We start from the raw sequence: 21823 nt of genomic DNA, 5'->3' as shown, positions 1-21823 counted from the left end.
AATCGGGCGATTTTTAAGGATTACTGCTACTTGTTATGTAAAAAATACAAGAATACCTATTTTACTCATCGGCCATAGATCGTTTGCAGATATTGCTTTTGGAGTGTCGAAAAGTACAGCACGCCTCCAATGAGTACAGCCCAGATCAGGAACAGCAGCGTGGGGTGCGGGAAATAATGGTAGGCGGTGATAAATACCAATGCGCCACGGGCGAATTCGAGGTAGAATACCCAGCGGCGCTGTTCGAGGATGGCCCCGCAGTTGATGAGGGTCACAAATATCACGAGCGCGACCATTACTTGCAGGAATGTTTCCTCTTGATGTTCGAAAAGCAGCAGGAAGAACAATGTGATAACCGTCACCGTAAACTGCACCAGCACGTAACGCCTGAACTTCTGCGAGCGTACGCGAACTTTGTTTTTAGATAAAAATCGCTTTTCGACAATCCGCCTCACGGTTGGGTCAAAATTTTCAGGGCTCCCGAAAATGACTTTCAGCTTCGCGATGATGCCTTTTTGCTGCTGTGCCGAATACCAGATTTCGACCAGGAAATGGAAATGCTGCCAAAGGAAACTGTAACTGTCGAGCTGCTTAGTAAGGCCAAAAACCGGCTGCTCCTTCTCCTCTGCGAATGTGCCGAAAAGCTTGTCCCAGATGATAAACATATCTCCGAAATTCTTGTCGAGGTAAGCTTCGTTACTCGCATGATGCACGCGGTGATGCGAGGGCGTTACCAATATGTATTCCAAAATGCCGAGCTTGCCGATCACCTGCGTGTGCGTGAAAAACGGGTAGAGGCCGTGCACGATGAGCATCGTCGTGATCATCGGCGCCGGGAAGCCGATCAGCGGCAGCACCGACCAAAAGGCCGTCCGCACAACCGCCTGGAAAATTGTAATGCGCGTGCCGGCTGTGTAGTTGAACTCTTCGCTCGTATGGTGCACGACGTGAAATCCCCAGAAGAGGTTGATTTTGTGCCCGGCACGGTGATACCAGTACCACACAAAATCGGTCGCCAGTATCAATGCGATCCAGACCAGTAACGTCGGACGGATCTCGAACAACCCATAATTCTTTTGGAGGTAATCGTAAAAAAAGAAGAACGACCCGGCCGTAAACATATCGATCAGCCGCTCGGCTACCCCCACATTCATATTGGCGATAGAACTGTTGAAATTGAACAATTGCCGCCCCAGCCGCTTTGATATCCAGTATTCTATACCGATCAGCAATAGGAACAATGGAACGGCCAATGCCATGTAGTTCAGCGCCATAACCGATTCTTTTACTATATTTAATTAATAGATTATATATACAAATATTGAATGCGCGATTGTATTTGCCAAAAATTTGAGGGAAAACCATTAAATAAAATCTAAAACCCTTTTATTCGTGCTTTTACAACGCAGGTACGTCAGCCTGCCGGACTAACCACTGATACCAAACCTCCCTTTTCCGGATGGAAAAAGAAAATACCTACTACGGCGTGAAGGAAATCGCCCGCCGTGCCAACGTCTCCATCGCGACGGTTGATCGCGTATTGCACAACCGCTCGGGCGTTTCGGAAAAGACGAAGAAGAAGATCAACGACATTATCAAGGAGCTCGACTACCAGCCCAATATCCTCGCCAGCCGCCTCGCTTCGAAGAAAATCATTTCGCTGGCCGTGCTCATACCACGCGTTTCGGAGGAAACCGATTTCTGGGAAGCGCCGATGAAAGGTATTTCCCGCGCCGATTCGGAGATCAAAAAGTATGGTGTACAGGTAAGCACTTTCTATTTCGACCTCAACGATCCCGCGACATTCAACGAACAGGCCGCAGCCATTCTCGACGGTCATTTCAAAGGGGTATTGCTGGCCCCGTCGTTCATCGAGGAGTCCCGGAAGTTTGTCCGTGCGTGCCGGGAGAAAAAAGTACCGTTCGTATTCATCGACTCCGACGTGCCCGACGAGGATAACCTTTGCTACATCGGCCCGCATTTGTTTCAGAGCGGTTATGTAGGAGCGAAACTGTCGACTTACCGCCTGAAAGAGAAGCACAAAGTGGCCGTCGTGAATATTTCCAAGGAGACCGACAGCTACAATTACCTGCAAATCGAGGAAGGTTTCCGGAGCTATTTCAAGGACCGCAACCTGCCGATCGAAATCATACGGATCGATATTAAAGATACCGACAGCCTGTCGGTCACCCGCGACCTCACGCGCGCATTGCACGAGCACGAGGATATTGAAGCGATTTTCGTCACCAACTCCCGCGTTTTCTCCGTCGCCGCATTCCTGGAAAAAAACAAGCGCTCCGACATTTCGCTGATTGGTTACGACTATTTAAAAGAAAACATCGCCTACCTGAACAAGGAGTTCATCGACTTCCTGATCTGTCACAAACCCGAGGAACAGGGCTACCGCGGCCTCATGGCGCTTTACCAGACGCTCGTCCTTGGCGCACCGGTGGAAAAGACGCATTTCATGCCGATCGATATTGTGACGAAAGAGAACCAGGCGTTTTATCAGAACTAGCAATGGCGCGAAGGTCACCTTCGTGCCAACTATTCGCAGGCCTCCGGCCGGTCAGCGCCGAAAAAACGATATGGCATCTCCGACCGCCCAGAGGCCTGCGAATAGTAGGTACAAATTCCTGAGATTTGTACCAAAGACCGGTTACCGTTATGCTGTTCCACCCCTACGGGATTTACGAATCGGGACTAATCCGGGTAACTACCAATGTTACATCGCTACGCGATTCCGTTGCTGTTGAAGTACAGAGGCAATGCCGTTAGGCATATAACATTGGTAGCAAACAATCATTCAGGGTCATTCCGGTAAATGCCGTCAGGCATGTCACAACAAAACAGCGAATCCCCTACCGCCCCACAAACATCGCAATTTGCACCCTCAACCATATTTACTTCCCCGCATTGTCCACATCACAAAATTTCCTGTAAACAATAACCCCGAATACTTGTAAATTAAAATATGTGTGTATATTTACGGGTACGTACCCGAAATCAAAAACGGGCTGGCTATTCCTGAACTCTTTTCCCTTTGTTTTATGCATTCGCTTAGCAGACGAAAGTTTATTTTTCAATCGGCAACAGCCGGTATCAGTCTGGGTTTGATTAATCAGTTGCCTGCACTGGCGCGGCCTGTGTTGGCCAGCGCGGCGGACGGTAAAAGAGTCGGAATTATCGGGCTGGATACCTCGCATGCCATCGCATTTGCGAAAGCACTGAATGCCGAACAGCCGAACCCGGTCTATGATGGCTATAAAGTGGTGGCCGCCTACCCTTACGGCAGCAAGGATATCGAATCGAGCGCGAAACGCATTCCCGGCTACATTGAGGAAGTAAAGAAAATGGGTGTCGAGATCGTCGGTTCGATCAAGGAGTTGTTGGGTAAAACGGATGTGATATTGCTTGAAACCAACGACGGCCGCCTGCATTTGGAGCAGGCGCTGGAAGTTTTCAAAGCGGGAAAACGGATGTTCATCGACAAGCCCGTAGCAGCTTCATTGTCGGACACCCTGAAAATTTACGAGGCATCTAAAAAATACAATATCCCCATTTTCACGGCATCCTCACTCCGCTACATTAAAGGCATCGAGAGTATTGATAAGAAAAAGGTCCTTGGCGCCGATACGTATAGCCCTGCCGTTCTCGAAAAAACACACCCTGATTTCTTCTGGTACGGCATCCACGGTGTCGAGACACTTTACACCGTGATGGGCACGGGCTGTAAAAGCGTAACGCGTGTGAATACGCCTAATACGGACATCGTCGTAGGCATCTGGGGCGACGGCCGCACGGGCACCTTCCGCGGCACCCGCACAGGCAAGCACGACTACGGCGGCACCGTTTTCACCGAAGACGGCAACAAAGTTTTAGGTCCTTATGGCGGTTATGAACCGCTTTTAGTCGATATTATCAAGTATTTCAAAACCGGCGAGGTACCGGTTACGCCCGAAGAAACCATTGAAATATTCGCTTTCATGGAAGCTGCCGATGAAAGCAAACGCCAGGGCGGTAAGAGCGTGACGCTGGAAAGTGTGCTCGCCAAAGCCAGTAAGAAATAAGCTCCCAAAATCAACCTTTTATCCATTGTCCCATGAAAGCATTCAGCTCCCGATTGTCGCGAAGAACGTTTTTGAAACAGAATTCACTGGCAGGGCTGGGTGTGGCCCTCGCTTCCTCATCCGTGGCGCTGCCGGTGATCGGGTCGAAGTCGGCGCAGTTGCCGGCAATACTCGGCGGGCCGTCGGCCTGGGCGGAAGATAAATGGCCCATATGGCCGCAATGGAACCCGGCGACGGACGAAAAGCAGCTGCTGGAAGTGGTAAGGAGCGGGGTTTGGTCGCGGGCGAATGTGGTAACACAATTTGAAAAGGAATGGGCGGCAGCTCTGAATGTCAAAAGAAGTCTTGCGGTGGTCAACGGCACCAATGCACTCGTGATCGCGATTAACCAACTCGGTATCGGGGCGGGCGATGAAGTATTGGTGCCACCCTACACGTTTATCGCATCGGTTTCCTCGATTTTGTCAAATGGCGCGATGCCGGTTTTTGTCGATATCGATGCCGAAACATTTCAGATTGACCCTGTGAAAATTGAGGCCAAAATCACGCCTCGTACCAAAGCTATTATGGCGGTGCACGTGCTCGGCTTGCCGGTAGATATGGATCGCATTATGGCTATTGCCAAAAAGCATAAGCTGCTGGTGATCGAAGATGCCTGCCAGGCGCATTTAGCCGAATATGATAAAAAGAAGGTAGGCACGATTGGCAACGTCGGCTGTTTCAGCTTTCAGAATTCCAAAAACCTTCCTATTGGCGAAGGTGGGTCTATTGTGAGCAATGATGAGCATTTCATGGACTTGTGCTATTCCTATCACAATTTCGGGAACCCGTATGGTACGGCTGTCGGCTCGGTGAGTACCGGCAGCGTGATGCCGGGTACCAAGCTGAGGTTTTCGGAATACCAGGCGGCCATTGGCCTTGCACAATTGAAACGGCTGGATGCACAAACGACTACGCGCAATGAAAATGCAGCATATTTAAAATCACTGATCAAAGACATTCCCGGCATTGTTCCTTATAAGTTATATGATAAGGTCAACCGCGGTGCTTTCCATTTATTTGCATTCCGGTACCATAAGGATGGGTTCAAAGGGCTTTCCCGTGAAAGCTTCATCAAAGCGGTAAAGGCCGAAGGTGTGCCTTGCATGAGTGGCTATTCAACTTTGAATACCCAGCCGTTTTTAGGAGAAACTTTCAAAACGGAGAACTACCGGAGAATGTACCCGAACGAAATGCTCGACATCAACCAATACAACGAGCATAACAAATGCCCCGTGAATGATACGATCTGTAACGAAGAGGCTGTTTGGCTTACCCAAAACATGCTCCTCGGCACGAAAGACGACATGAAAGCGATCGCCTCGGCTATTGAAAAAGTGCACCACAACGTCGACAAGATCAAAACGCTCGGACAGAAATGAGGATAGCCTTCACATTGTCGCTGCTGCTCTGGACGCTTCTCCCTGCATATGCGCAGGGCTGGAAAGCGGGCGTTGCCAAAGTAGCGATTACCCCGGCCGAACCGATGTGGATGGCGGGCTTCGCCGCGCGCACGCACGCGTCCGAGGGTAAGCTGCACGATATTTGGGCCAAAGCATTGGCCATTCAGGATGCCGGCGGCAAGCAGGCGGTATTGATCACGACCGATTTACTGGGTTTTCCGAAAGCGATGTCAGACGAGATTCGGACGAAAATCAATGACCGCTATAAATTGACCAAGGCGCAGATTATCCTCAACAGCTCGCATACGCATTCCGGGCCGGTGCTCGGGGCTGCGCTGTCGGATATTTACCCTATTAATGAAAGTGACCAGAAGAAGATCGATCAATACTCGGCCAGACTCATCGAGCAAATCGTAACGCTGACCGGCGATGCTTTGAAAGCATTGCAACCCGCGACTATCGAAACGCGCAATGGCGTGACGCGCTTCCAGGTGAACCGCCGGAACAACGACGCGGCCACATTGGAAAGGCTCACCGAAATCACCGGTCCTGGCGATCCGGCTGTGCCTGTGCTGAAAGTATCGGACGCAAAAGGAAAAATGATCGCCATTGCATTCGGCTATGCCTGCCATCCTACCGTTCTGGACGGTTACCAGTGGTCGGGAGATTACCCCGGCTGGGCGCAGATCGAGCTGGAAAAACTCTACCCGGGCGCTACCGCATTGTTTTTTCAGGGAGCAGGCGCCGACCAGAATCCATTACCGCGCCACACGGTTCCGCTCGCCATTCAATATGGGAAAACGCTCGCAGCGGCAGTGGAAAGGGTATTGAGTGAAGAAATGAAGCCTTTGGCACCGCAACTTTCGACAGCATATAACGAAGTGACGCTCTCATTAACCACCGCTCCCACCCGTGAGCAACTTTCAACAATGGCCGAAAAAGCAACCGGCTTCCAGCAAAGATGGGCCAAACGGATGATCGCGCAGATCGACTCAAAGAAGCCGTTTCAAACCACCTACCCTTTCCCCTTGCAAGTATGGAAGCTCGGCAATCAGGCTATTATGACGCTCGGCGGCGAATTGGTGGTGGATTACGCGATCAATCTGAAAAAGATATTCGGCCAGGACACGTTTGTAATGGGCTATTCCAATGATGTGATGACCTACATTCCCAGCACGACTATCCTCCGCGAGGGCGGGTATGAGGGCGAAGTAGCCGCCATTGTGTACGGCCTGCCCGCCACCTGGGCATCGGACGTCGAAATTGAAATATTAAATGGAATGGTGCAACTGGCCAAACAAGCCGGGGTCGTCAAACCGGAATCGAAGGTTATTAAAAATTAGTGTTTACCCAAAGTGTGCCTCTACCCGTGAACAGTATCGATTATTCCATAGCCTTCGAGCCCCTGACCGACCCGAAACCATTGATTGCCAAACATTACTACTCCGGCTTCTCACGCGCGCACGACACATATAACGCGCTCTCGGCCGCGAGCGACGGGAAGATTTACTACCTGCTGTCCTCCGACAACCATGAAATCGGCGGGCAAATGTTCGTCTACGACCCGGCGAGCGATGATATTACTTTCCTCGGCGACCTGACCGACATTTGTGGCGAAAAGGATCTGAAAGCCATTCCGCAAGGAAAAAGCCACGTGCGTTTTTATGAACGGAACGGAAAGCTCTATTTCTCGACCCACGTGGGCTATTACCAGCTCATCGACGGCATGGACCGCCTTCCCGAGCAGGCACCCGAGGGTTATGCATTGTATCCGGGCGGCCATTTCCTTTCCTATGACCTGCAAACCGGCGCATTCGAAGACCTGGCCATTGTTCCGAATGGAGAAGGCATGGTATCGATGACCATGGACCGTGACCGGGGGCATTTGTATGGCATTAGCTGGCCTTATGGCAATTTTGTCCATTATGATGTTGAAAACAATGTCCTGAAAAACCTCGGCCCCATTTCGCACAAAGGTGAAGCAGGTACGCCGGGCAGCGATTTCCGTTCGCTATGCCGGTCGTTGTTTGTCGACGCGGAGCTGGGCGATGTGTATTTCTCAACCGCCGACGGGGATATTTTCACCTATAATCCTGAAACCCAAATCCTGCACAAACTCGAAAACGTAGACCTGCGCCTGGATTATTTCGGCAAATATGACCCGACACGGCCGGGAAGCATGTGCTACAACTGGCGGAAGATATTCTGGCACCCCAAAGAGCAGGTTGCCTACGGCGTGCATGGTAATTCGGGATACCTGTTCCGTTTTGACCCGCGTCAGGAAAAAATCGAAATCGTGGAACGCATTACTTCCGAACCCTCACGCAAAAGCGGGATGTTCGATCAGTTCAGCTATGGTTACCTAGGTTTCCAGCTCGGTCCGGATGGGGAAACGATCTATTATCTTACTGGCGGACCCATTTATCAGGAAGGCAAACGCGTCAAAGGTGAGGATCAGATCGCCAAAGGGGCAGCGCGCGGACTGGAAAATCTGCATTTAATTACCTATCATTTGCCTACCCATACTTATAAAGACCACGGGGTGATCTTTTATGAAGACGGCGAGCGGCCTACTTATGTAAACTCTATTGCCGTCGGTGCCGATGGTACTGTTTATACACTCGCAAGGTTCGAGCATGAGGGCAAGATTATCCAGGACCTCGTCAGGATCCCAAGCCCGTTTTAATACTAAACCAGATATTAACCTTTTTCTCAATGGAAAATCTAAACTCAAATAACGACCGTAGTGGTAACGACGACCGCCGCGACTTTCTTAAAAAATCACTGGCCGGAAGCGCATTGCTCACATTCGGCGGCGTATTACCCGGTTTCAGTCCGAAAAGCTATGCCAAAATCATCGGCGCAAACGAGAAGGTACGCGTGGGCATGATGGGCGTGAATAGCCGCGGGCTCGCATTGGCGACCAACTATGCCTTGCAGCCGAACTGCGAAGTGGTGTCCATTTCGGACGTCGATACCCGCGCTGCGGAGAAATGCATTGGCGTTGTGAATGATACCCAAAAGTCAAAACCCGCTAACATCCCGGACTTCCGCAAGGCACTCGAAAACAAGGATATGGACGCATTGGTGGTGGCCGCACCGGATCACTGGCACGCACCGGCGGCTATTCTGGCTTCCAAAGCAGGCAAGCACGTTTACCTCGAAAAGCCTTGCAGCCATAACCCGCACGAGGGCGAACTGCTTGTGGCGGTAGCGAAAAAATACAAGAATGTGATCCAAATGGGTAACCAGCGCCGCTCCTGGCCGAATGTGGCTGCGGGTATTAAGGAGGTCCACGACGGCGTGATCGGCCGGGCGTATTTTGCCAAAGGCTGGTATACCAACAACCGCGCTTCCATTGGAATAGGCAAAGAAACCGCCGTTCCTTCCTGGCTGGACTACGAACTATGGCAGGGCCCTGCGCCGCGCCGCGCTTTCAAGGACAACGTGGTGCATTATAACTGGCACTGGTTCTGGAACTGGGGTACCGGTGAGGCACTCAACAACGGCACCCACATGCTCGACCTCATGCGCTGGGGCTTGCAGGTCGATTTTCCAACACGTGTAACTTCCTCAGGCGGCCGTTTTCGCTACAAAGACGACTGGGAAACGCCGGACACGCAAGTGATCAACCTCGAATTCGCGAATAACACCGGTATGACCTGGGAAGGCCGCAGCTGCAATGGCCGCACGATCGAAGGCAGCTCTGTGGGTGTGGTATTTTATGGTGAAAAAGGTTCGGTACAAATCGGCGAGGGTAATAATTACAAAATTTACGACCTCGATAACAAGCTGGTAAAAGAGGTAAAGAACGACCTGGTGATCGACCCGCGCAATAAGATGAATCCTTCGCAAAGCCTCGACGCATTCCATATCCAGAACTTCTTTGATGGTATCAAGAAAGGCACACCGCTGGCAGCGGAGATCGTAGGCGGGCACCAGAGCACATTGCTCGCCCAGCTGGGCAATATCGCGATCCGCTCCGGCGAGACGCTCAATATTGACCCGACGAACGGGCATATCAAGGGTAGCAAAGCGGCTGAGAAGTTCTGGAAACGAGAGTATCAGAAGGGCTGGGAACCGACGGTGTAGAAGGAGCAAGCCGCCTCCCGTCGACTAAGTCGACGGAAATAGATTAATCAGCAAAAATCAGTTACCGTCGACTTTAGCCGACGGAAAAGACTAGGAAATTAATTACCGTTGGCCTACCCGGCGGAAAAGACTAGAAAAGGCAACCCTATTTTTTAACCAGGGGTTTCAACCCCTGGTCCTAGCCAAACCCAAAAACCTTAATGAAAAGCGAAGCCATTGCCATCAAAGTAGAAAACCTGACGAAGCGGGAAACGACAATCTCGATCTTCCTGATCGGCCTGATGTTCTTTATTTTCGGTTTTGTGTCGTGGGTCAATTCGATATTGATCCCCTATTTCAAAATCGCTTGTGAACTGACGAGCTTTCAGGCTTACCTCGTCGCATTTGCCTTTTACATTGCCTACTTCGTGATGTCGGTGCCTTCGTCGTATTTGTTGAAGGCTGTGGGTTTCAAAAAGGGCATGATGATCGGCTTCTGGGCGATGGCTTTGGGGGCATTTATATTCGTACCCGCCGCCATGTCGCGGACCTACGAGATATTCCTGATGGGCCTTTTCACGATCGGGATCGGCCTGGCCATTCTCCAAACTGCTGCTAACCCGTACATTACCATTCTTGGCGCAAAAGAACGCGCGGCGCAGCGGATCAGCATGATGGGGATTTGCAACAAAGCCGCCGGTATCCTCTCCCCGATCGTCTTCGCAGCCGTGATATTGAAACCTACCGACACCGACCTGTTTGCCCAGCTCGGCACCATGAGCGACGCCGAACGCAGCGCGGCGTTGGACGAGCTGATCCGGCGGGTGATCAATCCTTATATCGGCCTCGGGACATTCCTTTTTGTTTTAGGTTATCTGGTATTCAAATCCCCATTACCTGAGATCGATACCGAGCACGAAAGCCAGGAAATAGCCTCGGCTAATGCGGGTAAGAAGAGCATTTTCGACTTCCCGCACCTTATTCTCGGTGCATTGGCGATCTTCCTGCACGTAGGTACCCAGGTAATCGCGATCGATACCATTATAGGTTATGCCAATTCCATGGGTATTGATTTGCTGGAAGCGAAGGTATTTCCTTCCTACACGCTGTTTTGCACCATTTGCGGGTATTTGATTGGCATCACTGTTATTCCAAAATTCATCAGCCAGGTGAATGCGCTGCGGATCTGCACATTGCTGGGGACCATTTTTACATTACTGATCATTTTCACGCACGGACAAGTCAACTTCCTCGGCCACACCACCGACATTTCCATCTGGTTCGTGGTGCTGCTCGGGCTCGCTAACTCGCTCGTATGGGCGGGCATATGGCCGCTCGCGCTCGACGATCTGGGCCGGTTTACCAAACTCGGCGCATCGGTGATGATCATGGGGCTTTGCGGAAATGCCATTATGCCGCTTTTCTATGGACATTTCGCCGATACGGTGAATGTTCGGGAGGCTTATTGGGTGTTGTTTCCTTGCTATTTGTATCTGGTTTTTTATGCGGTGAAGGGGCACAAGTTGCGGAAGTGGCGTATTTGAATTTGGGAGGAACGAGGATGGAGGAAAGGGAGGATAAAAGAATGAGAGGATGAATGCGAAGGATGTCAGTCTGAGCGCAGTCGAAGACGGGCCGTACGGTGACATGGTGCATGCGCTTCGACTTCGCTCAGCGTGACATTACTGCCAATTCAGCGAAGTAAAATATTTAGAAACAAATGAGACTTAAAATAACAAACGGAACCATTATCACCCCCTACCGCTACATCCGGAACGGAACGGTTCTGATTGAAAACGGGGTGATTGTGGGGATTGAAACGCGGGATGCCGATTTCCCGGGCGCGGAGGTGATAGACGCTGAGGGACATTATGTAGCGCCGGGCTTTATCGACCTGCATATCCACGGCGGCGGCGGGCATGATTTCATGGACGGAAGCGCAGAAGCATTTCTGAAAATTGCCGAAACACACGCCCAATATGGTACCACCGCTATGGTGCCGACCACCCTGACAGCCGAAAAAGAGGATTTACTGGAAACCCTGGATTTCTATGAAAAGGCCAATGCAGCCAATACAAATGGCGCCCAATTCCTCGGAATGCATTTGGAAGGCCCGTATTTCGCATTGAGCCAGCGGGGCGCACAGGACCCGAGGTACATCCGCAATCCCGATCCTGCCGAATATGAGGAAGTGTTGGCATACTCCAACTCCATTACCCGATGGAGCGCCGCACCGGAGCTGCCGGGGGCCATTGATTTTGGAAAAAGATTAAAACAAAAAGGCATTCTGGCGGCGGTAGCGCATACGGACGCTATTTATGAAGATGTGCTGGAAGCCTATGAAAACGGCTACACGCTCGCGACGCACCTGTACTCGGCCATGTCGGGCGTGACGCGCAGGAATGCCTTCCGGTACGCAGGCACGATCGAGAGCGCCTTTTTGCTCGATATGGACGTAGAAATCATCGCCGACGGCGTGCATTTGCCTGCGCCACTATTGAAACTCATTGTTAAAATCAAAGGTCCCGACCGCATTGCATTGATCACCGACGCCATGCGCGCCGCCGGGATGCCGGAAGGCGAAAGTACGCTCGGCTCGCTCAAAAATGGGTTGAAAGTGATCGTCGAAGACGGCGTAGCCAAGCTGCCCGACCGTACTTCCTTCGCCGGAAGCGTTTCCACGGCCGATCGCCTCGTGCGCACGATGGTGAATATGGCCGATGTGTCGCTGCTCGACGCCGTGCGTATGGCCAGCGCCACGCCCGCACGCATTATGGGCGTACACGACCGAAAGGGCACGCTCGTGGCAGGCAAAGACGCCGATATCGTCATTTTCGATGCCGATATCCGCATTCACAGGACCATTATTAAAGGAAAAACCATATACCTAAACGCGATACCCCAATCTTAACCTACCACAAAAAATGAAAGTCGACCAACTGGAAATCAATATCTCCGAAACCCGCCAGCAAATGGGCGAAGCCGCTGCCAAAGCCGTGGCGGACAAAATCCGGGAGATACAGGATACCAAAGAGTTTGTGAATATCATCTTCGCCTCCGCGCCTTCGCAGAACGAGTTTCTCGCAACGTTGAAGGACGAGCCGGGCATTCAATGGGAGAAAATCAATGCATTTCATATGGACGAGTACATCGGCATCGCCGCCGACGCGCCGCAGAACTTCGGGTACTTCCTGAAAGTACGGCTGTTCGATCACGTGCCCGTGCATTCAGTTTCCTATCTCGACGGTAACGCTACCGACCCTGCTGCGGAATGCGAACATTACGCAAAGCTGCTCCGCGATAACCCGATCGATATTGTATGCCTCGGTATCGGCGAGAATGGACATTTGGCATTCAACGACCCGCATGTGGCGTTTTTCGATGATCCGTTGGAAGTGAAAGTGGTGGAACTCGACGACGCCTGCCGCCAGCAGCAGGTAAATGATGAATGCTTCGACGCCTTCGACGAAGTACCGCAAACCGCATTGACCCTCACCATTCCGACCCTGATGAAGGCCAAATATGCCTTCTGCATCGTCCCCGGCGAGAAAAAGGCACAAGCCATTTACCACACCGTTGCCGAAGACATCCAGGAAGCCTACCCGTCGACCATCCTCCGCAAGCACCCGCACGCGATCCTGTTCATCGACCAGGCTAGTTCAGGGAAGCTCAAAGAAATTTCGTCATACTCGCAGGCATAGTTCCGCACCGGAGCTATCTTGCAATGTATTACCTCAACCCATTCAAATGAGAAAAGAACTCTTGACAATCGCTTTATTGAGCGCAATGGTATTCAATCAGGGATGTAATTCGAAGAAAGAGGAGGCCAAGAATGAGGAGAAGAAACCGCTGAGCCTGATCGTGGTGGAGCCCGGCCACTTCCATGCGGCGCTGGTTCAGAAATCCATGTATGCCGACGTTGATTCCGTCGTGCACGTGTACGCGTCCGAAGGCCCGGATGTGAAGGCCTACCTCGACAAGGTGGAGAAGTACAACACCCGCCCCGAGGACCCGACGCATTGGAAAGAAGAAGTGTACACCGGCACCGATTTCTTCGAAAAAATGATTTCGGAGAAAAAAGGTAACGTGGTGGTACTGGCCGGTAACAACCAGAAAAAGACCGATTTCATCAAAAAATCCGTCGACGCAGGTCTGAACGTATTGGCCGACAAACCAATGGCCATCGATGCAGCAGGCTTCGACAAGCTGAAAGAAGCATTCGCCAGCGCCGACAAGAACAAGGTGCTCCTGTACGACATCATGACCGAGCGTTACGAGATCACCAACACTCTGCAACGCGAGCTCGCATTGCTACCCGAGATCTTCGGCGAACTGCAAAAAGGCACGCCCGAGAACCCCGCGGTATCGAAAGAAAGCGTGCACCACTTCTTCAAATACATCTCCGGCGAACCGCTCGTGCGCCCTACCTGGTTTTTTGATGTAAACCAACAAGGCGAAGGAATGGTAGATGTGACGACCCACCTCGTGGACCTCGTGCAATGGAGCTGTTTCCCGAATGTATCCCTGGATTATCAAAAGGACATTCAACTGCTATCGACCAAGCGCACCGCTACCCAGCTCACGCCGTCGCAGTTCAAGCTCGTCACCAAAAGCGAAACCTATCCCGATTTCCTTAAAAAGGACATTAAGGACACTTTGCTGAATGTGTATTCCAATGGCGAAATGAACTATACCCTGAAAGGCGTCCACGCGAAAGTTTCCGTGATCTGGAACTTCCAGGCCCCCGAAGGCACCGGCGACACGCATTACTCGATCATGAAAGGCTCCAAAGCCAACCTGATCGTCCGCCAGGGCAAAGACCAGAAGTATAAGCCTGTCCTTTACATTGAAACTGCCGACAAGAGCAAGGCTTATGAAGACGCTGTTGCGGCTGCATTCAAAACCGTACAAGCCAAATTCCCCGGTGTGGAGCTGAAAAAGACTGCTGCTGGTTGGGAAGTGGTTATTGATGCCAAATACGATACCGGTCACGAATCTCACTTCGCGCAGGTGGCCAATAAATATATGGAGTATCTCAAAGCAGGCAAGTTGCCTGAATGGGAGGTGCCTAATATGATTGCCAAGTATTGGTTGACGACCGAGGCGTTGAAGCAGGCGAAGGGCGGGAAATAATCCCTTTAGCCGTCGTCTTAAGACGACGGAAATGGATTTTGGGGGACGAGCGGCGCATTGCTGCTCGTCCTTTTTTGTTGCGTGCCATTTTTGCAAAATGTAACATACCCTGTTACATTTGTGTTAATGATAAAAAGCTTCCGACACAAAGGGTTACGGTTGTTTTTTGAAGATGAAGACATTACCAAATTACCCGCTACACACATTATAAGAATTCGCAATGTTCTGACTCGGTTAGAATTTGCGAAATCGCTAGACGATATCGGCACGCCTGGATCGCGGCTGCACCCATTGTCGGGCAAACTGAAAGGATTCCACGCCGTAAACGTATCCGGCAACTGGCGGATCATATTCAGATTTGACGATGGCAACGTTTTCGATGTCGACTATCTGGATTATCATTAACAACAGTAGAATTATGAAAAGAGGAATGAGACCAGCACACCCTGGGGCATTGATAAAGGAAACTATCGAGGGACTAAAAGAGGAGACCGGTCACGACTACACCCAGGCTGAAATTGCAAAGGGCCTTGGAATCACTCGCAAAACACTCTCAAATATTTTGAATGAACACCAAGGGATCAGTTCCGAAATGTGTGTAAGGCTCTCAGAAGCTTTCGGCACCAGCGCGGAGTTCTGGCTGGATATTCAACGTAATTATGATCTATGGCATGCCGAGAGAGCCGTAGAGCGTAAAACGATTCAACACTTTCGGCCCTTGCAGAGCAATGCATTACAGCCGGCCTGACACATACTATATCAACTAGAAATTGCGGCCATGACGATCACAAACCTGAATCAGCTTGATTTAAATGCATCCTACTCCTACGCCGACTACCTGAAATGGCAGTTCGAGGAGCGCATTGAGTTGATCAGAGGCAAGATTTTCAAAATGTCGCCTGCACCTGCGACCAAGCACCAGCAATACGTCGGCGAGATATTCCGGCAGATTAGCAACCACGTGCATCGCAGCTCCTGCAAAGCATTCGTGGCACCTTTCGATGTGCGCCTGACACCCATTCACAAAGCCGAATCGGACAAGATTTACACCGTCGTGCAACCGGACGTATGCGTAGTATGCGACCCGGCCAAAATCGACGCAAAAGGCTGCATCGGCGCGCCGGACCTGATCGTGGAAGTGCTCTCTCCCGGAAACACGGACCGGGAGATGAACGAGAAGTTTGAAATCTACCAGGAAAATGGCGTGAAAGAATATTGGCTGGTGGAGCCGAATGACCGCATTGTGCTAGTGTACCTGCTCGATGAAACCGGCAAATACATTGGTTTGAAGCCTTTCACAGAATCGGAAACGCTCACTTCCCAATCGCTGGGGTCGTTTCAGCTGTTGGTGAGGGATATTTTTGATGTCTGATATTGTTATAACACTACTGTTCACTCAATTGTCATGCTGAGCAAACGGGGCCGCCCGGCGGTCGAAGCACATGCGCGATGTCAATTTACATACCTCGGCAAGGCCTGTCTTCGACTGCGCTCAGACTGACATTTTGCATCAGGCATTCACGCACTCCCCTCTCCCAATCCGCTCCACATTCTCAAAAAACGCAATCAGCTCCTTAAACGAAAAGTAAGTATCGCAAAGCTCCGGCGCGGGGCCTTGTTCTTTGAGGGAGATGATGTAGCCGGTGAAGATCGTCCAGAGTTCGTCGCGCCAGCTTTCGGCGCTGCTGCTGCTCAGGAGCTTGCCTACCTCGCGGCCATACGCCAGCAAGGCCTCATCCGTGGGTTCGATAGGGTGTGTTTGTGTGTGCATGGGATCGGTGTCGGAAGTGTGGTGTAAATCGTGCATTTACGTTTTCCGTAAAGCACGCATTCCTGCAACCCGTACCCAACCCGCGGGCCGCGTAACTTACGCCGAAATACCTGTAAATTACCGGAACACTTCCCGATGGATTTATATAAATTGCCTTTTCAACGAAATAGCCCCGGTATGACACATACTACCTCCAACCCGAAGATCCACGAAGGCCGCAACGTGAAACGGTTCCGCGAAATGCTCGGAATCAAACAGGACATGCTCGCCTTCGAGCTCGGCAGCGATTGGAACCAGCAAAGAATCTCCACGCTCGAACAGCGCGAAAAAATCGATTCCGACATTTTAGAACAAGTAGCAGCGATACTGAAAATACCGGTGGAAGCGATTCGGAATTTTGATGAGGAAAAGGCGGTGAATGTGATTTCAAGCACCTTCAACGACAATGCAGCCGTTTTTAACAACAACCCGACCTTCCATCCTATCGATAAACTCATGCAGCTTCATGAGGAGAAGATTGCTTTGTACGAGCGGATGTTGAAGGAGAAGGATGAGATGATGGAGCGGTTGGAGAAGTTGATAGGGAATAGGTAAATTATGTGAAATGGCTGCGAAAGTATCAAGCCGACATCGAAACGCTTTGTAGTACCTACAAAGTAAGGGCACTATATGCATTTGGGTCTATTCTGACCGCAAAACTTCACCGATGAAAGCGACATCCATTTAATAGTCGACTTCCTTGATATGGAAGTTGAAGACTACGCAGATCATTATTTTGACCTCAAATTTGCTTTGCAGGACTTGCTTGGGCGGCAGTTTGACCTGTTGGAAGAAAGGGGCATCCGAAATCCACATTTGAAGAAAAATATTGGATGCAAGAAGCAACTTGTATACTCGACTGAAATCTAAGCCCCGCCGTGCATCCATGTAACTTTCATCTTTCATAGTCAATTGAACTACCTCCACCGGGAAAATATGTATGCAATTGAATTATGAGCATTATTTTTTGTACTTTAACTAAAAATAAGCCATAACCGTAAACCTTCAAGCTCCTTTGATTCAATTATGACATTTTACGTATTAATAGTCTCCTTGATTCTGCTCGCTTTACTTGCAGCATCATCGTATCTACTTTATCAACATTTTCAATTAGTTGATCAACTTAACAATCTTTCATTGAACAAATTCACGGACGATAGATCTAAACAATCTAAATCTGTAATGTTTATCCTACTAGGGCTTGCGCTTCTTCAATAATAATAGCATTTATCGCACCCGTAGTCTTAACCGGGCCAGCTATCACCTCAGATTTTGATTTTAGCGACACAGGACAAATTGGAGACACTCTTGGAGGGATTATGAATCCGTTCATCGCAATTTCAGGAGTAATTGTAACGGGGTTAGCCTTCTACATTCAGTACAAAGCCAATGCTCAGCAAAGAGAATTATTCTACAAAGAGCAGGAGCTAAATAACAAGCAGCTTCAAGAACAAATAAACAGTCAGAGTTCTCAATATCGTCTACAACAATTTGACTCACAATTTTACGAACTACTCCGTCTTCACCGAGAAAATATTAATGAAATGATTATTACCGGGTATAACTATTGGGAAAAGAAAGAAGGACTTGAAAGATACAATGCAGCGACAAGAGGCAGAAAATTATTTGTCGTGATGAAAACCGAGTTCCATTGTATACTAAGAATCTATAAGGACGTAAGAAATATAGATAAAGAGGGATTCAAGGTATGCTATAACATATTTTTTTTCGGTCTTGATCAATTCAAGCGAAACTACCCGAACGAGACTAAACTTATAGAATTACTATCAAATGCGAGAAAAAAGCATGAAGAGCCTGATTTAGAAATAATAAAAAGCAATAAAGATAGAAAAATATATTCCGATGACACATCTCTGTATTTTAATTATAAACCATTTTCTGGACATGCGTCCAGGCTTAGCCATTATTTTAGACATCTATACTTGACCGCAAAAACTATCGCTACAACTGAAATTATTTCAGAATACGAAGAAAAAATGAAATACTTCCGAATGCTGCGAGCACAATTATCTGTTCATGAGCAAATACTTCTGTATTATAATTGGCTGAGTGAGTTTGGATCGGAATGGGAAAATAGTAAAAATTCATTATTTACTGAGTATTGCATGATCCGCAATTTATGGTTTAATGATCTATTCATAGACGCATTTATTAATAGCAATATAAACATCTTACGCAACAAAGAGACAAAGTTCAGGAAAGGGAAAATGTTTGAAAATGACAACTAACTATCAAACTTTTTATAGATTGACAATAGTTCTAATTTAAACCAATAGATTCATGGCTTTACCAGAGCAGTATTTGCTAACTACGAAAAACTTAGACGTGTTTTTCAATTCTCTTTTGAATGCAAAGGCTCCATCTAAGTTCACGATTAAATTTTTAGAACAACTCGAATTTAAGAGCACGAATGATCGATTGCTTATAGGTGTTTTAAAGCTCCTCAACTTCATTGATAGCAATGGAGCACCCCAAGAAAGATATTTTCAATTTTTGGATCAGACACAGTCGCGACAAGTGTTGGCAGAAGCAATTAGAACTGCTTATGATGATCTTTTCGCAGTTAATAAAAAAGCGAATGAAATGACGGCGAACGAGGTTAAGAATAAAATGAAGACTCTCACTCAGGGATCTAAGTCCGAAAAAGTAATTAGCTGGATGGCGAACACTTTTACTGCTCTCTGTAAATATGCAGATTTCACAAGGATTGATAACAACTTGATAAATGTGAGCAAAGAAGATCCAAGAGTAGAAGAGATTCATTTTGAAAAAAATTCTCCACCGTTAACTAGGGAACTCATAAGCAAAAATATTAATACTGAAATGCATTATAATATACAGATCCACTTACCAGAGACAAGAGACATCACGGTATATGATGCAATATTCAAAAGCCTAAAAGAGCATTTACTATAAATCCAATGAATAGAGATCCATTGTACTCTTTCGTTTTCAAAGGAATATTGACAGAAGAAGCCTTAGATAAGACAGGAAGGCTCAAAAAGTCAAGATTCAACAACGAAGAATTTAAGAAAATTTACGACACATTAGGAATTGAGGAACTTGATCAAGAACTCGTTCTGAAAGCGCAAAAAATGGCAATAGTTTATACAGCCATATGCGCATTTGAGAACATGGTAAGGCAATTTGTATCAAAAAAGCTCCTCGAAAATAAAGGTGAAAATTGGTGGTTAGAATGCGTTTCGGAGAAGATCAGGTCAAGAGCAGAATCTAGAAGAGAGGAAGAAAATAAGATTCGATGGCACACACCCAGAGGCGATAGTATTATTAACTATACTGAATTTGGGGATCTGCTATCCATCATCCGAAATGTTGATAATTGGCAGTTCTTCGAGCCGCACATTCATTCTGTTGAATGGGCCGATCAAATAATTAAGACCCTCGAACGTTCGCGAAACGTTATCATGCACAGCGGAGAGCTAGTTAACCAAGATATAGAACGGATAGGAATGTTCATTCGAGATTGGGTAAATCAGGTTGGATGACTTTCATATTCATTATGTACGTAGTATTCAGAAACGATACTGTTCATCCCTTCCACTCCGTCTCAACCCCCTCCCCTTTCACAAACTCCTGAAACCCCGCCAACAACCCCTTATCCTCCCTAACACCCCTCGGAAGCACATTCTTCGAAGAAGCATACCCCACCAACAACCCCACAGCCTCCCCAATACTCCACTCCACCGGATGCAGCCGGTAACACCCATTCGTAATATGCGTAGTGCCAATATTCTTATTAGCAGGCAAAATATTCTCCATCCGCACCGGCAGCAGCGCGCCCAAAGGAATCTGAAACGGCAACGACCCGAAATCAATGTAATTATCCCCGCCGGTGCTGGGATGCAAGTCAATATGGTAGTAGCCAATCCCAACGCTATCCTCAAAAGCAGCAGCCTTCACGCCCGCAGATTGCCCGGTGACAGCAGCCCGCTGCTCAGCGCCTACGTGTTCCTCCTTGATGGTAAATAGTGCCTTAATGCGCCGCGATTCGCGGACGTAGGGGTATTTGGCGAGGCCGTCTTCGGTGCCCATGACGTCTTTGCGGAGGCGGATGCCAGGCCAGCCTTTGCCGCCGTCGGGGCGTGGGGCCTCGGTTTGGAGCCAGTACAGGAGCGAGAGGCTGAGCTGCTTGCCGCGTTCGAAATGCTTGTCAAAGTCCTTTTCGCTGGCGCCGATGAGGTTGCCGAGGGTGTAGTCGTTTTGCGGCCAGTTGACGATGGTAATGTCGCCGGCGTAGGTGCCGGGGGCGAAGTTGGCCTTGTTGATAATGCGGCGGTAGAGCCAGAGGTTGAGGTTATTGCCGGTCGGGATGCCTTCCGGGTGGAAGCCGAGCTGCTTCGGTTCGAGCGTTTTGGGGTTGGAATATGAGAGGTCCAGCAGCCTGCCCGACCAGGGTTTGGCCATTTTGGGCACGTAGTTCTTCCAGAAATCGTATTCGCGCGGCTTTTCGATCACGTGGTTTTCGCCCGGGCGGTAGTCGATAGCGAAGCAGACGGTAAATGCCTGCACGTTGTTCGGGTCGGCTTTTTCGGGGGCATGGAATTCGCCGGTTTCGGCCTTGGATTCGGCGCCGGTGACGAACTCGGTGCCGGTCATGGGCAGCAGGTCACCGAGTTCGGTAGCATCCGCAAAATAGGGCGCGGCGAGGGTTACCTGGGTTTTGCTGCGGCGATTGAGGGCGGTGAGCGATTGTACTTTGTTGCCTTTTACGTCCGCAGATACAATTTTGTGTTCCAAAAGCAATGTCAGCTTGCCGGTGCTGAGGTACGGGTTCAGCATGTCGGTGAGCACGGCTACGGCTACACGCGGTTCGTGGCAGAGCTTGGATACGGACCCGTCGCCGGGGTTGAGGTTTTTGCGGCTTTTGGCCTCGGCGGTGAGCGGGTAGTTTTTCTGGTAATACTCGCGTACGGCGGTGCGGAAATCGCGGTAAGCCTTCGTGGCGCCATGCGTTTCGATCCACGGATGCTCGTCGGGCGGGACGCCCTGCTGCGAAATTTGCCCGCCAATCCAGTCGGTTTCTTCGGTGAGGATTACGGACAGACCATTGCGCAATGCGGCCAATGCGGCCGCGCATCCGCCCAGGCCGCCGCCCGCGATCACGAGGTCGGCGGACAATGTGGCTTTGGGCTTATTTTCTTGCGACAAAGGTCCGGACTGTGCTGCCGGACCTTTGTCGATATTGGTAACTAATGCACCGCCGAGTGCGATGCTTTTTAAAAAACTGCTACGCTTCATATAAATTGGTTTCTTGT

The 21823-nt window shown here is 49.5% G+C and carries 21 protein-coding genes; 18 read left to right on the top strand and 3 right to left on the bottom strand.

What is annotated here, in order from left to right; translation table 11 throughout:
* Positions 1-65: 65 nt before the first annotated feature.
* Positions 66-1274, bottom strand: coding sequence for a sterol desaturase family protein (locus tag CLV60_RS05805; RefSeq protein WP_106594406.1), 1209 nt, complete (start codon positions 1272-1274; stop codon positions 66-68).
* Between the two features lie 185 nt (positions 1275-1459).
* On the opposite strand from CLV60_RS05805, the gene CLV60_RS05800 reads away from it, so the two are divergent.
* From CLV60_RS05800 to CLV60_RS05740, 13 genes are all read left to right on the top strand, one after another.
* Positions 1460-2518 carry a LacI family DNA-binding transcriptional regulator gene (locus CLV60_RS05800; protein WP_106594405.1) on the top strand — a complete coding sequence of 353 codons (1059 nt, stop codon included), beginning with the start codon at positions 1460-1462 and terminating at the stop codon, positions 2516-2518.
* Positions 2519-3050: 532 nt separating this feature from the next.
* On the top strand, positions 3051-4070 hold the full coding sequence (locus CLV60_RS05795) for a Gfo/Idh/MocA family protein (protein WP_106594508.1): 1020 nt from the start codon (positions 3051-3053) through the stop codon (positions 4068-4070).
* 32 nt (positions 4071-4102) lie between these two features.
* The gene (locus tag CLV60_RS05790) at positions 4103-5491 is read left to right on the top strand and encodes a DegT/DnrJ/EryC1/StrS family aminotransferase (protein ID WP_106594404.1); all 1389 of its coding nucleotides are present in this window, start codon (positions 4103-4105) and stop codon (positions 5489-5491) included.
* Positions 5488-6855 (top strand): neutral/alkaline non-lysosomal ceramidase N-terminal domain-containing protein, encoded by a 1368-nt coding sequence (locus CLV60_RS05785; RefSeq protein WP_106594403.1) that lies wholly within the window; start codon positions 5488-5490, stop codon positions 6853-6855. The genes CLV60_RS05790 and CLV60_RS05785 overlap by 4 nt, the downstream gene beginning before the upstream one ends.
* A 26-nt stretch (positions 6856-6881) precedes the next feature.
* Positions 6882-8198 carry a hypothetical protein gene (locus CLV60_RS05780; protein ID WP_106594402.1) on the top strand — a complete coding sequence of 439 codons (1317 nt, stop codon included), beginning with the start codon at positions 6882-6884 and terminating at the stop codon, positions 8196-8198.
* A gap of 29 nt (positions 8199-8227) precedes the next feature.
* Positions 8228-9604: a Gfo/Idh/MocA family oxidoreductase gene (locus CLV60_RS05775; RefSeq protein WP_106594401.1), complete on the top strand. Its 1377-nt coding sequence runs from the start codon at positions 8228-8230 to the stop codon at positions 9602-9604.
* Between the two features lie 200 nt (positions 9605-9804).
* Positions 9805-11127 carry a sugar MFS transporter gene (locus CLV60_RS05770; RefSeq protein WP_106594400.1) on the top strand — a complete coding sequence of 441 codons (1323 nt, stop codon included), beginning with the start codon at positions 9805-9807 and terminating at the stop codon, positions 11125-11127.
* A gap of 176 nt (positions 11128-11303) precedes the next feature.
* The gene (gene nagA / locus CLV60_RS05765; protein ID WP_106594399.1) at positions 11304-12494 is read left to right on the top strand and encodes an N-acetylglucosamine-6-phosphate deacetylase; all 1191 of its coding nucleotides are present in this window, start codon (positions 11304-11306) and stop codon (positions 12492-12494) included.
* A gap of 13 nt (positions 12495-12507) precedes the next feature.
* Positions 12508-13284: a glucosamine-6-phosphate deaminase gene (locus CLV60_RS05760; protein WP_106594398.1), complete on the top strand. Its 777-nt coding sequence runs from the start codon at positions 12508-12510 to the stop codon at positions 13282-13284.
* 46 nt (positions 13285-13330) lie between these two features.
* On the top strand, positions 13331-14716 hold the full coding sequence (locus tag CLV60_RS05755) for a putative oxidoreductase C-terminal domain-containing protein (protein ID WP_106594397.1): 1386 nt from the start codon (positions 13331-13333) through the stop codon (positions 14714-14716).
* 126 nt (positions 14717-14842) lie between these two features.
* Positions 14843-15121: a type II toxin-antitoxin system RelE/ParE family toxin gene (locus tag CLV60_RS05750; protein WP_106594396.1), complete on the top strand. Its 279-nt coding sequence runs from the start codon at positions 14843-14845 to the stop codon at positions 15119-15121.
* 13 nt (positions 15122-15134) lie between these two features.
* Complete coding sequence (locus tag CLV60_RS05745; RefSeq protein ID WP_106594395.1) at positions 15135-15464, top strand: HigA family addiction module antitoxin; 330 nt, start codon at positions 15135-15137, stop codon at positions 15462-15464.
* A 30-nt stretch (positions 15465-15494) separates the two neighbouring features.
* Entirely contained in the window at positions 15495-16088 is a 594-nt protein-coding gene (locus CLV60_RS05740) for a Uma2 family endonuclease (RefSeq protein WP_106594394.1), read from the top strand.
* Positions 16089-16226: 138 nt separating this feature from the next.
* On the opposite strand, the gene CLV60_RS05735 is transcribed toward CLV60_RS05740, so the two are convergent.
* A complete protein-coding gene (locus CLV60_RS05735; RefSeq protein WP_229210829.1) occupies positions 16227-16523 on the bottom strand; it encodes a hypothetical protein in 297 nt (98 codons plus the stop codon).
* A 141-nt stretch (positions 16524-16664) separates the two neighbouring features.
* Between CLV60_RS05735 and CLV60_RS05730 the strand changes: the two genes are divergently transcribed.
* The 5 genes from CLV60_RS05730 to CLV60_RS05710 all read left to right on the top strand — a co-directional run bounded on the left by CLV60_RS05730 (position 16665) and on the right by CLV60_RS05710 (position 20053).
* On the top strand, positions 16665-17081 hold the full coding sequence (locus CLV60_RS05730) for a helix-turn-helix domain-containing protein (protein WP_106594393.1): 417 nt from the start codon (positions 16665-16667) through the stop codon (positions 17079-17081).
* 150 nt (positions 17082-17231) lie between these two features.
* Entirely contained in the window at positions 17232-17396 is a 165-nt protein-coding gene (locus tag CLV60_RS34465; protein WP_211302192.1) for a hypothetical protein, read from the top strand.
* A 449-nt stretch (positions 17397-17845) separates the two neighbouring features.
* Entirely contained in the window at positions 17846-18775 is a 930-nt protein-coding gene (locus tag CLV60_RS05720; protein ID WP_106594392.1) for a putative phage abortive infection protein, read from the top strand.
* 52 nt (positions 18776-18827) lie between these two features.
* Entirely contained in the window at positions 18828-19463 is a 636-nt protein-coding gene (locus CLV60_RS05715; protein ID WP_106594391.1) for a DUF5343 domain-containing protein, read from the top strand.
* 5 nt (positions 19464-19468) lie between these two features.
* On the top strand, positions 19469-20053 hold the full coding sequence (locus tag CLV60_RS05710) for a Swt1 family HEPN domain-containing protein (protein WP_106594390.1): 585 nt from the start codon (positions 19469-19471) through the stop codon (positions 20051-20053).
* A 43-nt stretch (positions 20054-20096) separates the two neighbouring features.
* Here the strand turns inward: CLV60_RS05710 and CLV60_RS05705 are convergent, their stop codons facing one another.
* A complete protein-coding gene (locus CLV60_RS05705; RefSeq protein ID WP_106594389.1) occupies positions 20097-21806 on the bottom strand; it encodes an FAD-dependent oxidoreductase in 1710 nt (569 codons plus the stop codon).
* Positions 21807-21823: the final 17 nt, after the last annotated feature.

The organism is Dyadobacter jiangsuensis (assembly GCF_003014695.1).
In the GTDB taxonomy this organism is placed as follows: domain Bacteria; phylum Bacteroidota; class Bacteroidia; order Cytophagales; family Spirosomataceae; genus Dyadobacter; species Dyadobacter jiangsuensis.
The sequence above is the reverse complement of the archived record's forward strand: the minus strand, read 5'-3'. Positions and strand labels throughout refer to the sequence as shown.